Annotated in this window: 14 protein-coding genes and 1 pseudogene; 7 read left to right on the top strand and 8 right to left on the bottom strand. The window is 66.8% G+C overall.

All coding sequences use genetic code 11. The features are described 5' to 3' along the window. Nucleotides 1-1,523: MFS transporter (locus tag ACFVUS_RS11215; protein ID WP_387763932.1), on the bottom strand; the 1,523-nt coding region annotated here is incomplete at its 3' end. A 100-nt stretch (nt 1,524-1,623) separates the two neighbouring features. On the opposite strand from ACFVUS_RS11215, the gene ACFVUS_RS11210 reads away from it, so the two are divergent. From ACFVUS_RS11210 to ACFVUS_RS11195, 4 genes and pseudogenes are all read left to right on the top strand, one after another. Beyond that, complete coding sequence (locus ACFVUS_RS11210) at nt 1,624-2,646, top strand: Lrp/AsnC family transcriptional regulator (RefSeq protein ID WP_387763930.1); 1,023 nt, start codon at nt 1,624-1,626, stop codon at nt 2,644-2,646. Nucleotides 2,647-2,806: 160 nt separating this feature from the next. Beyond that, nucleotides 2,807-3,841: a recombinase RecA gene (gene recA, locus ACFVUS_RS11205; protein WP_387763928.1), complete on the top strand. Its 1,035-nt coding sequence runs from the start codon at nt 2,807-2,809 to the stop codon at nt 3,839-3,841. A 768-nt stretch (nt 3,842-4,609) separates the two neighbouring features. Continuing rightward, nucleotides 4,610-5,125: pseudogene (recX, locus tag ACFVUS_RS11200) on the top strand (recombination regulator RecX); the annotation flags it as partial. Nucleotides 5,126-5,846: 721 nt separating this feature from the next. After that, nucleotides 5,847-6,500, top strand: coding sequence for a hypothetical protein (locus ACFVUS_RS11195; RefSeq protein WP_387763926.1), 654 nt, complete (start codon nt 5,847-5,849; stop codon nt 6,498-6,500). A 371-nt stretch (nt 6,501-6,871) separates the two neighbouring features. On the opposite strand, the gene ACFVUS_RS11190 is transcribed toward ACFVUS_RS11195, so the two are convergent. The 4 genes from ACFVUS_RS11190 to ACFVUS_RS11175 all read right to left on the bottom strand — a co-directional run bounded on the left by ACFVUS_RS11190 (nt 6,872) and on the right by ACFVUS_RS11175 (nt 10,101). After that, complete coding sequence (locus ACFVUS_RS11190; protein ID WP_387763924.1) at nt 6,872-7,750, bottom strand: amino acid ABC transporter permease; 879 nt, start codon at nt 7,748-7,750, stop codon at nt 6,872-6,874. Beyond that, nucleotides 7,747-8,427 carry an amino acid ABC transporter permease gene (locus ACFVUS_RS11185; protein ID WP_387763922.1) on the bottom strand — a complete coding sequence of 227 codons (681 nt, stop codon included), beginning with the start codon at nt 8,425-8,427 and terminating at the stop codon, nt 7,747-7,749. The genes ACFVUS_RS11190 and ACFVUS_RS11185 overlap by 4 nt, the downstream gene beginning before the upstream one ends. 71 nt (nt 8,428-8,498) lie before the next feature. Further along, on the bottom strand, nt 8,499-9,332 hold the full coding sequence (locus tag ACFVUS_RS11180) for a glutamate ABC transporter substrate-binding protein (RefSeq protein WP_387763920.1): 834 nt from the start codon (nt 9,330-9,332) through the stop codon (nt 8,499-8,501). A 40-nt stretch (nt 9,333-9,372) separates the two neighbouring features. Beyond that, nucleotides 9,373-10,101, bottom strand: coding sequence for an amino acid ABC transporter ATP-binding protein (locus ACFVUS_RS11175; RefSeq protein WP_387765501.1), 729 nt, complete (start codon nt 10,099-10,101; stop codon nt 9,373-9,375). A gap of 229 nt (nt 10,102-10,330) precedes the next feature. Here ACFVUS_RS11175 and miaB point away from each other — a divergent pair, with 229 nt between their 5' ends. After that, complete coding sequence (gene miaB / locus ACFVUS_RS11170; protein WP_387765499.1) at nt 10,331-11,887, top strand: tRNA (N6-isopentenyl adenosine(37)-C2)-methylthiotransferase MiaB; 1,557 nt, start codon at nt 10,331-10,333, stop codon at nt 11,885-11,887. 84 nt (nt 11,888-11,971) lie between these two features. On the opposite strand, the gene ACFVUS_RS11165 is transcribed toward miaB, so the two are convergent. Next, entirely contained in the window at nt 11,972-12,121 is a 150-nt protein-coding gene (locus ACFVUS_RS11165; protein ID WP_387763918.1) for a hypothetical protein, read from the bottom strand. A gap of 81 nt (nt 12,122-12,202) precedes the next feature. Between ACFVUS_RS11165 and ACFVUS_RS11160 the strand changes: the two genes are divergently transcribed. Next, entirely contained in the window at nt 12,203-12,784 is a 582-nt protein-coding gene (locus ACFVUS_RS11160; RefSeq protein WP_364632787.1) for a hypothetical protein, read from the top strand. A 3-nt stretch (nt 12,785-12,787) separates the two neighbouring features. Here ACFVUS_RS11160 and ACFVUS_RS11155 read toward each other — a convergent pair whose 3' ends face one another. Then, on the bottom strand, nt 12,788-14,176 hold the full coding sequence (locus tag ACFVUS_RS11155) for an MFS transporter (RefSeq protein ID WP_387763915.1): 1,389 nt from the start codon (nt 14,174-14,176) through the stop codon (nt 12,788-12,790). Between the two features lie 95 nt (nt 14,177-14,271). Here ACFVUS_RS11155 and ACFVUS_RS11150 point away from each other — a divergent pair, with 95 nt between their 5' ends. Beyond that, on the top strand, nt 14,272-15,336 hold the full coding sequence (locus ACFVUS_RS11150; RefSeq protein WP_387763913.1) for a GlxA family transcriptional regulator: 1,065 nt from the start codon (nt 14,272-14,274) through the stop codon (nt 15,334-15,336). A gap of 156 nt (nt 15,337-15,492) precedes the next feature. On the opposite strand, the gene ACFVUS_RS11145 is transcribed toward ACFVUS_RS11150, so the two are convergent. After that, a complete protein-coding gene (locus tag ACFVUS_RS11145; RefSeq protein ID WP_387763911.1) occupies nt 15,493-16,284 on the bottom strand; it encodes a phosphatase in 792 nt (263 codons plus the stop codon). Nucleotides 16,285-16,355 lie beyond the last annotated feature (71 nt).

Here is a 16,355-nt window from a genome sequence, read left to right as displayed (position 1 = left end):
GCGTTGGGGTGTGCGTGGCCGTGCTCAGTTTTTAGGAGTTTTTGGCGGTGGTTTTTTGGGAAGCGTTGGGGCGAACCCTTTTTGTGGGGGGGGGGGGGGGTGGGCGGCTCGGCGAACCCCCCCCCCGCCACGGCCACGGGAGTCACCGGCGGTGACTGCACCTGTGTCCTGCGCAGCAGTGCGAACGCCACCGCACCGAATACCAGGCCGACCACGCCCGCCACGGTGAAGGCGGTGTCCAGTCCGTCCACGAATCGTCCGGGTGGAGTCGGCCGAGCATCCCCCGCGCCACTGCGGAATACGGTGCCCAGCACCGCGACTCCCAATGCCAGCCCGAGCTGGCGGGCGGTGTTCACCGCACCCGCGGCGGTGCCGCTCTGCCGCGGCGGCACCGCCGCCATGCCGGTCGACACCAGTGCCGGCGCGTTGATACCCGCTCCCGCGCCGATCACCACCAGGCCGGGAATCAAAGCGGTCCAGGAGGATCCGCTGTCGACCAGGGTGAGCAATCCCGCGCCGATACCGATCACGATCAGGCCCGCGCCGATGGTCCACTGCGCGGCGGCGTCGTGCAGGAAGCGCCCGGTCGCACCGGCCACCACGAAAGCCGTTACGGCCATGGGAAGCAATGCCAGGCCGGTGCGCAGCGGGCTCATATGCAGCTGCTGCTGCAACCACAGCGAGATGAGCGGCGAGGCGGCGAAGGCCGCGAAGGTCTGCCCGGACGCGCCGAGCAGGGTTCCGGCGAAGGTGCGGTTGCCGAGCAGGCGCAGCGGCAACATCGGTGCCGCACTGCGGGATTCGACGAGCACGAAGAGCGCGGCGGCGGCAATGCCCAATAGCAGGGTGGTCAGCGCGCCGCCGTCATCCCAGCCGTGCTCGCCGCCGCGAATGATGCCGAAGGTGATCCCGGTCGCGGCCACCGTGAACGCCAGCATGCCGGGCAGATCCACGCGATGACCCGAATTGCGTTGTGAGGCAGGGAAAACGACGATCGACATCGCGATGGTGACCGCGGCGATCGGCAGATTGACGAAGAAGATCCAGCGCCAGGACAGCAGATCGGTGAGCACACCGCCCAGCACCACGCCGAGCGCGGCCGCCGCACCGCTCACCGCGCCCCACGCGCCGAAGGCGATACCGCGATCGCGGCCGGTATAGGTGGCGTGCAGCAGCGAGAGCGTGGTCGCGAACATGGCCGCGCCGCCGATGCCCTGGAATACCCGGGCGAGCACGAGAATCGAAGTGTCCCCGGCCATTCCGCACGCCAGGGACGACACCGCGAAGAGGGCGAGCCCCGCCAGGTAGACGGGTTTCGCGCCCAGCCGGTCGGCGAGCGAGCCGAGTACCAGCAGTAGCGCGGCCAGGGCGAGCGCGTAGCCGTCCACGATCCATTGCAGGCCGGACAGTCCGGTGTCGAGGTCGGCAGCCATATCGGGCAGGGCGACGTTCACGATGGTGACGTCGATGAGCAGCATGAGCGTGCCCAGGCACGCGGCGAAAAGGGGGAGCCATTTTCGCATGAGGGAGCCTCCACGGAAAGAACGAACGATTTATGCGTTCAGAGTCGCCTGTGGCCCGGATTTCGCACACTCACAGCGGCATTTCCGTTAGATTCTTCCTATGGCTGACGAATCCACTCAGGAATCTGCCATTCTCGATGACCTCGATAGGCGAATCATCCACGGGCTGGTGGTGGACGCCCGCATCCCCTTCGCCAAACTCGCGGCGGTACTGGATGTTTCGGAGCAGACCGTGGCCCGGCGATATCGATCGCTGTTGCAGCGCGGCATTATTCACGTCTCCGGGCAGGTCAATGTCGTACCCCTCGGCTACGCGCGCTGGATCCTGCGCATCCGATCGACGCCGAACGCGGCCCTGCGGCTCGGCGAGGCGCTGGCGCGACTGCCCGAACTGAGCTGGGTCTCGCTGCTCTCCACCGGTTCGGAGGTGATGTGCGTCAGCCGGGCGCGCACCGCCGAGCGGCGAGATGCCTTGCTACTGAAGATAATTCCGAACGCGCCGCAGGTCACTGGATTGATCGCGTACGAGGTCATGCACGGCTTCGAACAGGATGAGGACTGGCCGCGCTTCAGCCGGTTGTTCACCGCCGAGCAACTGCGGGCGCTGGGTCCGGCCAAACCGGTACGGGACGCGGCGGTACTCGACGAACCGGTCGCGCTGACCCGCGAGGACGAGGCGATGCTGGCGATTCTGGCCCGCGACGGGCGCGCGCCCTACGCACAACTGGCGACGGCCACCGGCTGGAGCGCGCCCCGGGTCGCGCGGCGCATGAGTGAGCTCGTCGAATCCGGTGTGCTGTATTTCGATCTCGACTTCGCGCTCGAACGCATGGGTTACGCGGTGCGCGCGGCGATCTGGATGCGGGTGCGGCCCGCCGATCTCACCGCGGTCGGGTCCGCGCTGGCCACCTACGCGGAGGTCACCTACGTCGCGGCGACCACCGGGCCGACCACGCTGACCGCGGCGGTGGTGTGCCGCGATATCGCGCATCTGTACCGGTTCGTCACCGAGCGGCTGGGCGCGCTCGACGGGATCGTGGATGTGGAGGTGACACCGTCGCTGCGGACCTTCAAGCAGGCGCAGGCGCTCATGGATACCGACCGGATCTCGCTGATCCGCTGATTCCGGGATCGGAAAATATCCGTCCCGCGTGTCGGCGGGCGTGGTGTTTGCCTCGAACAGGTGTTCGTTTAAGCTCGTCGTCGGAACTTGTCGGTGCCGCCCTCTAACGTGAGCGCCAACCACAGCACGAAGACAACCCGCCGAAAAGGGGAACCAGACGATGGCACCACAGGCTTTTGACCGCGATAAGGCGCTGGAACTCGCGCTCGCCCAGATCGAGAAGGGCTTCGGCAAGGGCGCGGTCATGCGCCTCGGCGAAGAGGTGCGTCAGCCCATTTCGGTGATTCCGACCGGTTCCATCTCGCTGGATGTCGCGCTCGGTATCGGCGGTCTGCCGCGTGGTCGCGTCGTCGAGATCTACGGTCCGGAATCCTCCGGTAAGACCACCGTCGCCCTGCACGCGGTCGCCAATGCGCAGGCCCTGGGCGGCGTGGCCGCGTTCATCGACGCGGAGCACGCGCTCGATCCCGATTACGCCCGCAAGCTCGGCGTCGACACCGACGCGCTGCTGGTCTCGCAGCCCGACACCGGTGAGCAGGCCCTGGAAATCGCCGACATGCTGGTGCGCTCCGGCGCCATCGACATCATCGTCATCGACTCCGTCGCCGCCCTGGTGCCGCGCGCGGAAATCGAAGGCGAAATGGGTGACAGCCACGTCGGTCTGCAGGCCCGCCTGATGAGCCAGGCGCTGCGCAAGATGACGGGCGCCCTGAACAATTCGGGCACCACCGCGATCTTCATCAACCAGCTGCGCGAGAAGATCGGCGTCATGTTCGGCTCGCCCGAGACCACCACCGGTGGTAAGGCGCTCAAGTTCTACGCCTCGGTGCGCCTGGATGTGCGCCGCATCGAAACCCTCAAGGACGGTTCCGACGCGGTCGGTAACCGCACCCGCGTCAAGGTCGTCAAGAACAAGGTCTCGCCGCCGTTCAAGCAGGCCGAGTTCGACATCCTCTACGGCGTCGGCATCTCCAAGGAAGGCTCGATCATCGATATGGGTGTCGAGCACGGCTTCATCCGCAAGTCCGGCTCCTGGTACACCTACGAGGGCGACCAGCTCGGCCAGGGCAAGGAGAACGCCCGCAAGTTCCTGCTGGAGAACACCGATGTCCGCGACGAGATCGAGAAGAAGATCAAGGAGAAGCTCGGCATCGGCGCGGACGTCACCGCCGAAGAGGCTCCCGCCGACTTCTAACCTCCCATGACAGACCGGACCACCCCCGAGCCCCGGCCCACCCGGCCGGGGCCCGAGGACTCCCGCCTCGACGCCGTAGAACGCCTCCGCCGCCAACTCGACGCCCTCGAATCCCGCAGCGCCAAGCGCGCGGCGCGGGCGGGCGGCGCGTCCGGCTCCGGCGGCTCCGGTTCGGGAAGTGCCAGGACTCGAAACGGCTCCGGCGCAGGCGGTTCCTCCGGTCGTGGCGCTTGGGATGCCCCCAGCAAGTGGGATGACAGCGGTGCCTCCGCCGCCCCCTCCCGCTGGGAGGAATCCGCCTCGAGTGACCCGTGGTCCGGTGCGGCCGATACTTCGCAACTCTGGTCCGAATCCGATTCCGGCACCGGCGGCTGGACCCAATCCTCCACCCGCCGCACCGCTTCCACGCGCGCCCGCCGTGATGACACGGAACCCTCTGGCGACGAGCCGAATAGCCGCCGTGCCCGGCGTGACAATGCCGACCCTGACTCCGCCGATGGCGAGTCGGATGGCCGCCGTGCTCGTTCGCGCGATGCCGACTCCGCCGATGGTGAGTCGGATGGCCGCCATGGTCGTTCGCGTGGTGCCGACTTTGCCGATGGTGAGTCGGATGGTCGGCGTTCGCGTGATGCCGACTCCGCCGACGGCGAGTTCAACGGTCGGCGTCGCCGACGCCGGGGTGATGGGGAATCCTTTGGGGGCGAGTCGGATTCGAGGCGGTCCGGGACAGACTCAGGCTCGGACGGGGGATCCGGTCGGGGGCGGCGTTCTCAGCGGGGGCGTCGTCCGGGGCAGCCGGTGGAGCCGCTGCCCGACGGTGGTAAACCGGCGCAGGCCAAGGAGATTTGCCTGCGGCTGCTCACCGATCGTGCGCGCAGTCGATTCGAATTGGCGGATAAGCTTGCCGCCCGCGGCTTCTCGACCGCGGTGTCCGATCAGGTGCTGGATCGCCTCACCGAAGTCGGCCTCGTCGATGACGCGGCCTTTGCCCAGCAGTGGGTCTACTCGCGCCACACCTACTCCGGCAAGGGCAAGAAGGCGCTCGCGGAGGAACTCCGCCGCAAGGGCATAGCGCAGGAAGTCGCCGACGAGGCACTCTCCACCATCACCTCCGATGACGAACTCGCCCGCGCCGCCGACCTGGTGCGTCGCAAACTCCGCACCTTCCCGGAGGACATGGAGCGCCAAAAGGCGATCACCCGCCTGGTCGGAATGCTCGCCCGCCGCGGCTACAACCCCGGCACCGCCTTCGCGGTGGTGGCCCCCGAGGTAGCGGCCGCCGGTCTCACCGACACCCGCAAACCCCCACCCCAGCCTTCCCGCCGCACCCCTCCCGATCAGTCGGATGAGGCGTCGACAGAATCACCCGGCGGCCTCACCCGATCACGCATCGGAACCCGCGGGGCCGCCGCCGAAGACGCGGATCTCAGCCCGGACGACTCGGCCTCACCCCGCCTGTCGAAGGCACCCAAACTCGCCAAATCCACACCGGCCCACAATCGCCCGACCTACAAATTCGGCAAAGCCATCATCGCCGACGACCCGGAGGATTCCGCATCGGAAGAGACGGACTCCGACCCGGCCGTCGACCTGGTCCGCCGCAAACTCCGCACCTTCCCCCCGAACCTGGACCGCCAAAAGGCAATAACCCGCCTCGTAGGCATGCTCGCCCGCCGCGGCTACAACCAATCCACCGCCTACACCATCGTCAAAGCCGAACTGGCCGCCGCCGACCCCGACCGCCGCTGACCCTCTGGTCCCGGGGCCTCCGTAGCGGACTACCCGCGAATCTTCCTTCCAACGGGGTTCGGCAGATGGCCAAGAATTTTCGGCTCGTCCGCCGTACCCGGCTCGAGCCACCGGTTGGCAACGCAATTCCCGCTACCGGCCTGGCTGGCAGGTGATGGTTACCCCTCGCGACACACAACCTTGGGCACCTCTTGTCCAGGCGCTTTTGCCTTTTATGTCTTGGTCTTTGAGCTGCACCTGATGCGAGGATCGGTAGGTGGCGGATTCGGTTGAGATTGCCCTGGCGGCTGTAGCTCAGGCGTTCGCGGCGTATCCGCGCAGAGCGGTCCTCGACCGCTGCCCGCACTGCGGTCCACCGGTTCGAGTCGAGGACGCGGATCTGTACTGGCTCGCAATCAAACTCGGCAATACCGTCGGTGACCGTGCTGACGTGAAATCCCTTGTGCCGCTCTTGCTGGCGCGACTGGTCACCTCTGATGAGCTCGATCCGGAGATCGTGCTGGGGAAGCTGACACAGGAGCACTGGCGTAGTTGGCCGCGTGCCGAGCAGTCCGCGATCGAGGAGTTTCTGGAAAGCGTGTGGGCTGCGGTGCTGGCTGAATTTCCCGCCGGGGTGGGGGCATTCACGAGCGCGGCCGAGTTCCTGCGCGGCATCGGAGTGATTGGGTTCGACCCTGCGCCATATCTGGTGGCCTGGGAATCGACCTCGGGAATTGCCGCTGATCGGCATCTCGCGGAAATCGTGCGGGATGTGATGTATCGACCCGATCGGATGGACCGTGTGACTGCGTGGCTGCGGCGGGAGGAGGTGCGGGACAGGCTGTTTCGGGCTTTCGAAAGAGACCATGCCGCCGAATGGGCCGGGGAGTTCGCGCGAGCCTACGATCTGGCCGCGATGCTGGTCAGTTGAGGACTCGGCCGTGTTGGCGGGGGCCGCGGCGGGGGCGGCGGGAGTCGGCTCGGGGGGTTGGGCGGGGGCTTGCCGAGCGGGGGTTGGTTCTCGGGGTGGGGAGGGGGGTTGGGGGGTTGAGGCGTTTGCGGGCGTCTGCGAGCAGGAGGGCGCCCAGGGCTGCGGCCAGGGCGGTGCAGACGGCGGCAATCGGGGTGGCGAGGGCGAGCAGGAGCAGGCCGAGACGGAATTGTCTTCGGGCGCTGTCGGCTTCGCTCATATCAGCAGTATGCGAGGTGGGGGCGGTTGTTGTCCGAGGCTCGGGCACATTGGCCCGAAGTCGGGATCTGACCCCGGGTCAGGTTTATCCGCCCCGGGGTCAGCCGCGGGCGTCAGGTGAGGCTCATACCGGGGGCCGCGGTGGTGGTGTTGGCGGGCAGGGCCGTTCGGCTGCCGCGCTTGCGGGTGCGGAGCCAGCGTTCCAGGCGGGTGGCGATCACGCTGAGGGTGTAGTTGAGGGCGATCATGATCACCGCGATCACCAGCAGGGCGGGGATGGTGTTCTGTTCGGCCGCACCGAGTTGCTTACCGGCGCGGACGACTTCGACATAGGTGATCTGGTAGCCCAGGGCCGAATCCTTCAGCGCCACCACCATTTGCGAGACCAGGGCGGGCAGCATGGCGGTGATCGCCTGGGGGAGCAGCACCAGGCGCATGACCTGGTTCTTACGCAGGCCCAGGGCCACGGCGGCCTCGGATTGGCCGCGCGGCAGGGACCGGATACCCGAGCGCACGATTTCCGCGATCACCGATCCGTTGTAGACGGTCAGCGCGGTCACCACGGCGGCCAGCGCCAATTGATCCGACGGGAACACATTGTTCTGCGAGAAGATCGCGAACAGGAAGATCATCAGGATCAGCACCGGGATGGCCCGCGCCACCTCCACGACCGTTCCCGCGAAGATCCGCACGCTGCGATGATCGGATAGCCGCAGGATGCCGAACACCATGCCGATCACCAGCGCGAACACGATCGAGAGCCCGGCCGCCTCGATGGTTCCGCGCAGACCCGGCAGCAGATACGTGGACCAGATGTCCCCTTCCAGGAAGGGCTTCCACTTGGCCGCCTCGAACTGCCCCTTGCTGTCGAACGCGTCGTAGACGAACCACAGCACCGCCGCCGCGATCACCACGACCACGCCACCGTAGATCCGGTAGCGCAGCCGCGCGCGGGGGCCCGGCGCGTCGTAGAGAACCGATGCCGAGCTCATCGCGCCACCTCATATCGTTTGGCCAGCCAGCCGAACAGCAGACCGGCCGGCAGGGTCAGCACCACGAAGCCGAGCGCGAAGATCGCGCCGATGGCCAGTGGTGCGGCCTCGTTCTCGTTCATGGTGTCCATCAGCAGCGCGGCCTCGCCGACGCCGATCACCGAGGCGACGGTGGAATTCTTGGTCAGTGCGATGAACACACTCCCGAGCGGGCCGATAATGGCGCGAAATGCCTGCGGCAGCACCACGAGTCGCAGATTCTGCAGGAAGGTCAGCCCCAGCGAGCGACCCGCCTCGGACTGCCCCAGCGGCACCGTATTGATGCCCGCCCGCAGCGATTCGCACACGAAAGCCGCCGTGTACACACCCAATCCGAGCACCGCGAAGCGGAAATTGTTCTCCGCCAGGTCATTCGGCCCCGCCGCGGCGAGTTTGACACCGAGCGTCGAATACAACCCGATCGAGCAGAAAATGACGATCAGCGTAAGTGGCGTATTACGAAAGACATTGACGTAGGCCGTGCCGAGTAACCGCGCGATCGGCACCGGCGCCACCCGCATTCCGGCCACGATCGTGCCCAGAACCAGTGCCAGCACAGCCGAATACAGCGTCAGTTTGATGGTCACCCAGAACGCGTCCAGCAGCTGGGTGTGGTAGTCCGAGATCAAGTTGAACACGGCGCCCGAGCCCCTCCGTTCGAAATAGAAAGCGTGCCGGGCGAATTCACCGCCCGGCACGCCTGCTCAACTCAGTACCGGTCGACCTGCGGCGGCGCCGGGATCTCGAAACCGGTTCCGGCGAAGTTCTTCTCCAGTGCCGCCTTCCAGGCGCCGCTGGTGATCATGGCCTCGATGGCGTCATTGACCTTGCCGCGGAATTCGGCATCGCCCTTCTTGACGCCGATGCCGTACTTCTCGGTGGTGAACGGCGCGCCGACCACCTTCAGCGCACCCGGCGACTGCGCCGCGTAACCGCGCAGAATGATGTCATCGGTGGTGACCGCGTCGACCGACCCGGACTTGAGCGCCTCGACGCACAGCGAGTACGTGTCGTACTCCTGCAGCTGAACGTCCTTGGCGTACTTGTCCTTCACGTTCTGTGCCGGGGTGGAACCCTTCACCGAGCACAGCTTCTTATTGCCGTTGAGCGAATCCGCGCCGGTGATATCGGTGTTGTCCGAGCGCACCAGCAGCGACTGCCCGGTCAGGTAGTACGGCCCCGCGAAATCGACCTTCTCCTTGCGCTTATCGGTGATCGAGTAGGTCGCGGCGATGAAATCGACCTGACCGTTCTGGATCAGCGTTTCGCGCTGCGCCGACGGCGCTTCCTTGAAGGTGATGTTCTCCGGCTTCACGCCCAGCTTATCGGCCACGTACTTGGCCACATCCACATCGAAACCGCTGAACGAGCCGTCCTTGTTGTGCAGGCCCAGACCCGGCTGGTCGTACTTGATGCCCACGGTCAGCTTGCCGCTCGCCGCGTTCTGCTGCGCCGATTTATCACTGCCGCCACCACAACCGGCGGCGACGACCGTTAGCGCCAGCGCGCCGACCGCGACCTTGAGTACCTGGTTGAACCTCATCGAGAGTCCTTCTCTGTAGGGAAACGTCTGTAGGGAAACGTCAGTGGCTCAGGATCTTGCCGAGGAAGTCCTTGGCGCGATCGGATTTGGGTGCGGTGAAGAACGAGTCCGGATCGGTGTCCTCGACGATCTGCCCGTCGGCCATGAACAGCACGCGATTGCCCGCGCGGCGCGCGAATCCCATCTCGTGCGTGACCACGACCATGGTCATACCGTCCTTGGCCAGCTGCACCATCACCTCGAGCACCTCGGACACCATTTCCGGGTCCAGCGCGGAGGTGGGCTCGTCGAACAGCATGACCTTGGGATTCATGGCGAGCGCACGCGCGATCGCCACGCGCTGCTGCTGTCCGCCGGACAGCTGCGCCGGATACTTGTCCGCCTGATTGGCGATCCCGACCCGTTCCAGCAATTCCATGGCGTGCGTGCGGGCCTGCGCCTTGTCGGTGCCGCGCACCTTCACGGGCGCGAGCATGACGTTCTCCAGAATCGTCTTGTGCGCGAACAGATTGAAGGACTGGAACACCATGCCGACGTCGGCGCGGAGTTTGGCCAGCGCCTTACCCTCCTCGGGCAGTTTCACCCCGTCGACGGCGATTTCACCGGAGTCGATGGTCTCGAGTCGGTTGATGGTGCGGCACAGGGTCGACTTGCCGGAACCCGAAGGTCCCACCACGATCACGACCTGCCCGGTGGGCACCTCGAGATTGATGTCACGCAGCACGTGCAGCGAGCCGAAGTGCTTGTCCACACTCCGCATCGAGATCATCGGCGCGGACTTGCTGATGGAAACAGGCGCGTCGGTCATGACCTGTGACCTTAGAGGCACTGTGCCCGAAATGCTCGTCTTCGGTGGGAACACCGGTACTGTGCCTTGACTCGACACCCTCCCGTAACCCGGGTTTGATACCCCGGTGATCGCGGAGACGCAGGTCACCAGCATCGGACGGGGTTTATGGCCCCGAGAGCCCAGCCATTACCCTGATTGGGTGAATTCGTTGGCGCAGGTTTCAGCACATGACGCGGTTGCCGAGCAGGATGCGCGCACCTACGAGGTGCGCACCTACGGCTGCCAGATGAATGTGCACGACTCCGAACGACTTTCGGGCCTGCTCGAAGACGCGGGATACGTCAAGGCAAGTACCGGCGATACCGCCGACCTGGTCGTGTTCAATACCTGCGCGGTCCGCGAGAACGCTGATAACAAGCTGTACGGCACGCTCAGCCACCTCGCGCCGATCAAGGCCGAGCGCCCGGGCATGCAGATCGCCGTCGGCGGCTGCCTCGCGCAGAAGGACCGCGACACCGTGGTCAAGAAGGCGCCGTACGTGGACGTGGTGTTCGGCACTCACAACATCGGCTCGCTGCCGGTGCTGCTGGAGCGGGCCCGCCACAATCAGCAGGCCCAGGTCGAGATCATCGAATCGCTGGAGGCGTTCCCGTCCACGCTGCCCGCCAAGCGCGAATCCGCGTACGCCGGCTGGGTGTCGATCTCGGTGGGCTGCAATAACACCTGCACGTTCTGCATCGTGCCCGCGCTGCGCGGTAAAGAGGTCGACCGCCGCCCCGGCGATGTGCTCGCCGAGGTGCAGGCGCTGGTCGATCAGGGCGTCATGGAGGTGACGCTGCTCGGGCAGAACGTGAACGCCTACGGCGTCTCCTTCGCCGATCCGACCGAGGAGCGCGATCGCGGCGCGTTCGCCAAACTGCTGCGCGCCTGCGGCAGCATCGAGGGCCTGGAGCGGGTGCGCTTCACCTCCCCGCATCCGGCCGAATTCACCGATGACGTGATCGAGGCGATGGCCGAGACCCCGAATGTGTGCCCGCAGCTGCATATGCCGTTGCAGTCGGGTTCGGATCGCGTGCTCAGGGCCATGAAGCGGTCATACCGCAGCGCGAAATTCCTCGGCATCATCGAGAAGGTGCGCGCGGCCATGCCGCACGCGGCGATCACCACCGACATCATCGTCGGCTTCCCGGGCGAGACCGAGGAAGATTTCCAGGCGACCCTGGATGTGGTGCGGCAGGCGCGTTTCACCAGCGCCTTCACCTTCCAGTACTCGATCCGCCCCGGCACGCCCGCCGCGGAGATGCCCGATCAGCTTCCCAAAGAGGTGGTGCAGGAGCGCTATATGCGACTCATCGCCCTACAGGAGGAGGTGTCCCTCGAGGCCAATCGCGAATTGATCGGCACCACGGTCGAACTGCTGGTCGCCGAGGGCGCGGGCAAGAAGAACGCCGCCACCGCCCGCATGAGCGGTCGCGCCCGGGACGGCCGCCTGGTCCACTTCCGCCCGACCGCCGACCTGCCCGCGGGTTCGGAAATCCGCCCCGGCGATATCGTCACCGTCGCGATCACCGAAGCGGCCCCCCACCACCTCATCGCCGACGCCCCGATCCAATCCCACCGCCGCACGGCGGCGGGCGACGCCCACGAGCGTGGCATCACCCCCAAGACCGCGCCCATCGGCGTCGGCCTGGGCCTGCCCGGCATCGGCAAGCCGCTCGTCGTCGCGGCCGCCGCCTCCGGCTGCGGCACCGAATGCGGTGCCTGATCGCGTCCTGATTCCGACACCGCGTAGTAGTCGGAATCCGGGGCGGGGCATGATGGGTCGACCCCACTCCCGCATGACTCAGGATCACCACAGATGACCGAGCAGCAGCCGAACGGCCCCGACCACAGTTCCGCGCATGCCGGAAAAGGTCATGATGAACCGCGTCCGGAACATGGCGACGATGCCGCCGCGCTCGATCATGATGGCGGCGCGCCGGGTACGGATGCAGGGCACGGCCCTGCGGATGCGGCGGAAGACTCAGCGGCACAATCAGATTCGGCGCGTGCGGATGCGCCCGAGGCGAATGAGGAGACCATGAAGTCGGCGGAGAACAGTCAGGACTTCGAGCAGTTCCGCGCGGATCTGGAGGCCGTCGAGCGCAAGATCGCGGGGGAGATCGACCCGGGCGTACGCGCGATGGTGGTCGCGGGTGCGGTGTTCCTGCTGCTGTTCTCGCTGGTGCTGCCGCATGCCGGACAGGCGCGCGGCTTCGATGTGATCCTCTACGACGCGGCGGCCAAGGCCGAGCACATCGGCCTGCCGTCACGGGTCTTCGAATGGTTCGTGGTCGTCTTCGGTATCGGCTTCTCCCTGCTGGCCCTGGCCACCCGCCGCTGGGCGCTGGCGTGGATCGCGGTCGCGGGCTCGGCCATCGGCAGCGTCTTCGGCGTCTTCTCCATCTGGCATCGCAACACCCCCGGCCTCGGCAACTATCACGGCGCGGGCCCCGGCATCGGCCTGATCCTGTCCACCATCGTGATCATGGTGCTGACCTTCCACTGGATTCGCGTGGTCTGGAGCCGCACCACGGTGCACCTGGCCGCCGAGGAACAGCGCCGCATCGCCGCCGCCGAAGCCGAGGAACGCGACCACCGCCGCCTCTTCGGCGATAAGTAGTCCTCACCGATCCGGTCGGTAGGCCAGGCCCGCGAACATCGCGGCGATGCCCACGACCGTCATGAAGAGCCAGCCCGCGCGGAATTCACCGAGGGTGTGGTGTGCGCCCGCACCCAGGATCGCGGTCAGAATGGCAACGCCCAGTGCGGAACTGGTCTGCCGCGCCATCATGAGCGTGCCCGAGCCGAGCGAGGTCTCCGCGGCGGGCAGCAGCGCCGCCGAACCGAACAGCGGCGGTTGCAGCAGCGCCGTGCTGGCTCCGGCGAGTATCCCGCCGGGCAGGATGATCAGCGCGTAGGAGTCGGTGAATCCGCTGACCACCGCCCACCACGCGGCACCGGCCGCCAGGCACGCACCACCCAGTGCCGCCGAGGCGCGAGCACCGAAGCGCGCGATGAACCTGCCCGAGAACGGCGACAGCAGTAGGCAACTGATCGGCAGGGGAGCCACACCGAGACTGGCCGCGAGCACCGAATAGTGCAGTCGTTCGGTGAGGAACAGCGTGATCTCCAGGATCATGGCCGCGAAAGCCAGGTAGTAGCAGAACACTCCGAGCGCGGCGATCCGGAATAGCTTGTGCCGCAGCACAACCGGGCTCACCACCGGATCGGGGTGCTGTCGGATGTGCACGGCGAACCACACGGCCAGGCCGATTGCGGCGACGAGCATGCCGAGGGTCGCCACCCCCGTGTAACCCCAGGTGTCCGCCTGCACGAACACCGTGGTGAATCCCGCCGTCGCGCCCAGAATGAGCAGTGCACCAAGGGGATCCAGCCGCCGTCGCACACCCGGTGCGATATCGGGCAGCACCCGCAGGCCCAGCACGAACGCCACCACCGTGAACGGCACGTTCAGCAAGAAGATCCACCGCCACCCGGCCTGCAACAGCAGTCCACCCAGCACCGGCGCGCTGGCCCCGCCGGCGGCCGCGATGGCGGTCCAGATGCCCATGACCGTCGCATGCTCCCGGCGCGGGAAGCTGGGCAGCACCAGTCCCAGTCCGGTCGGCACCAGCAGCGCCGCCGCTGCCGCCTGTGTGATGCGCGCGACGAGCAGTACGGCCAGATTCGGCGCGGTCCCGCACGCGATCGACGCCAGCCCGAAAAGCGCTATGCCGATGAGGAATCCGCGCTTGCGCCCGGTATCGTCGGCCAGCCGCCCGGCGGGAACCAGCAGCGCCGCCATCACGATCGTGTACGCGTTCAAGGTCCACGACACCGCACCGGTCGAGCTGTCGAACGATTCCCGCAGCGCCGGAAACGCGACGGTGACCGCGAAAAGATCGAGTATTGCGAGAAATTGGGCGATACCGGCGATGGCGAGCATTCGGTACCGCCCCGCGAGCGGCGTCTCGGACCGCTGAGCTGCTTCGTCTTCGGTCGTCGTTGTCATGAATTCGACTATCCGAGACAGTCATTCCGGCAACCAGTGGCAGGAATGCCATGATGCGCTAGATTTCTGACAGCGCTCGGGTTTACCGTGGAAATATGGAGCCGCACAACCCCGGCACACTCGACAAACCCGGCACGCTCGATGACCCCGGGACCCTCAACGATCCCGGAACGCTCAAAGAACCCGGAACCCTCGCCGTCGCCGTGGCTCCCGGCATGCCGGTCTTCGAGGTCGCCATCCCGTATCAGGTCTTCCACGAACCGCCCCTGGGCGTCGACCCGCACCGCTGGTACCGCTTCCAACTCTGCGGCCCCCGCGACGCCGCCACCGCCACGCTGCGAGATCCGTTCGTGGCGTTGACGGCTCATGACTACGACGATCTGATCCGCGCCGATACGGTGGTCATCCCGTCCACGCCGAACGTGCGCGAGGCCCCGCCCCGCGATCTGGTCGAGGCCGTGCGCACCGCGCACGAGGCAGGCGCGCGCATCGTCTCGCTCTGCACCGGCGCGTTCGTACTCGCCGAGGCGGGTCTGCTCGACGGCCGTCGCATGACCACGCACTGGCGGCATATCGACGCCATGCGCGAGCGCTATCCGCACCTGGACATCGATCCCGCCGTGCTCTACATCGATGACGGCCGCATCCTCACCAGCGCGGGCACCATGGCCGGAATGGACCTGTGCATCCACCTGATTCGCAAGGATCTGGGCTCGGGCGCGGCCAATGCCGCCGCCCGCCACCTGGTGGTGTCACCGCATCGGGCCGGGGGACAGGCCCAATACCTGCAATCCCCGGTCCCCGCCTATCCCGCCGATTCCGGCCTGTCCGCAACCCTGCAATGGGCCATCCACCACCTGGATCAGCCCCTCACCGTCACCGACCTGGCCCGCCACGCCAATACCAGCGAACGCACCCTGGCCCGCCGCTTCCACGCCGAAATCGGCGGCACCCCACTGCAATGGCTGCTCACCCAGCGCGTCATCCGCGCCCGGGAACTGTTGGAACGCACCGACTTACCGGTGGATGTGGTAGCCGACCGCTGCGGTCTCGGCAGCGCCGCCAACCTGCGCACCCATTTCGGGCGCGAGGTAGGCGTCTCCCCGAGCGAATACCGCCGCTCCCACCGCATCACCCGCCACGAGATCATCACCGGCTGAGGCCTCGTCATCCCGGCGTCCGACTTCTCGTCATCCCGGCGTCCGACTTCTCGTCATCCCGGCGCGCTTTTGGCCGGGATCCACCAAACCTGTTGTGACGCTGCCAGTGTGGATCCTGGCCAAAAGCATGCCGGGATGACGGGGTCGGGTGTGTAGCTATGGGCGGCTGGTGAGGATGTATTCGCCGAGCAGGTCGTATTCCTCTTCGTCGATGCCGTCGTCTAGCGGAACGGCGACCGCGACCGTGCCCTCCTCCTCACCGACGAAGAGCGCCGGGTCATTGCAGTCGGCGAAGCCGATGGCGTCGATTCCGGCGTAGGCCGCGCCGCCGCACCAACCGTGGTCGGCGACAACGAGATCCGGGCGCGCCTCGCCCGCCTTCTCGAGTGCGGCCAGTACCAGGCGGATCGGCCGATCCGAATGCGTGTGCACCGGGCCGACCGAGTCTCCGATGGTCGCGACGCCGAGGAAGAAGTCGACCTCCAGGCGCTGCCAGCCGCGCCGGGTGTACCCGTCGTAGCCGGCGCCCGCGCCCGCCCGGACGATCGTCCCGCCCGCCTCGGTCAGCGCGGCCGCAAGGTGTTGATAGAGGCGGGCCAGGGTGCGTGGATGTCCGGTGGCGAACAACACCCGTTGCCGTTCGCGCACCGCCTGTTGGAATCGTTCCGCGTATCGATCCAGCGCGGACGCGGTGAGTTCGGGATCGATGGTGTCGACGCCCCGGTGAAACTGCGGGCGCGGATCCACTCCGACCTTGCGCGCCATCAATTCCAGGATCTCGGCCGGATCCTCCCAGCGCGGCCCCGGATTCAATCCGAACATATAGTCCGGATCCCGGTAGGCCAGCCGCTGGTAGTGATCCAGATTGTTCTCCCGGGGCGTCGCCACCTGCCCCGCCATACCGGTCGCCATCAGATGCGCGACCAGTGTTTCCCGCGTCGGTCCCATCCTGCGAGCCTAACCGGACCTCGGTCCCGACCTCGATCTATTTGCGCCCCAAGGTAATCCGCCGAGTCAGT

It is taken from the genome of Nocardia sp. NPDC058058, from assembly GCF_042885355.1.
GTDB lineage: Bacteria > Actinomycetota > Actinomycetes > Mycobacteriales > Mycobacteriaceae > Nocardia.
The sequence above is the reverse complement of the archived record's forward strand: the minus strand, read 5'-3'. Positions and strand labels throughout refer to the sequence as shown.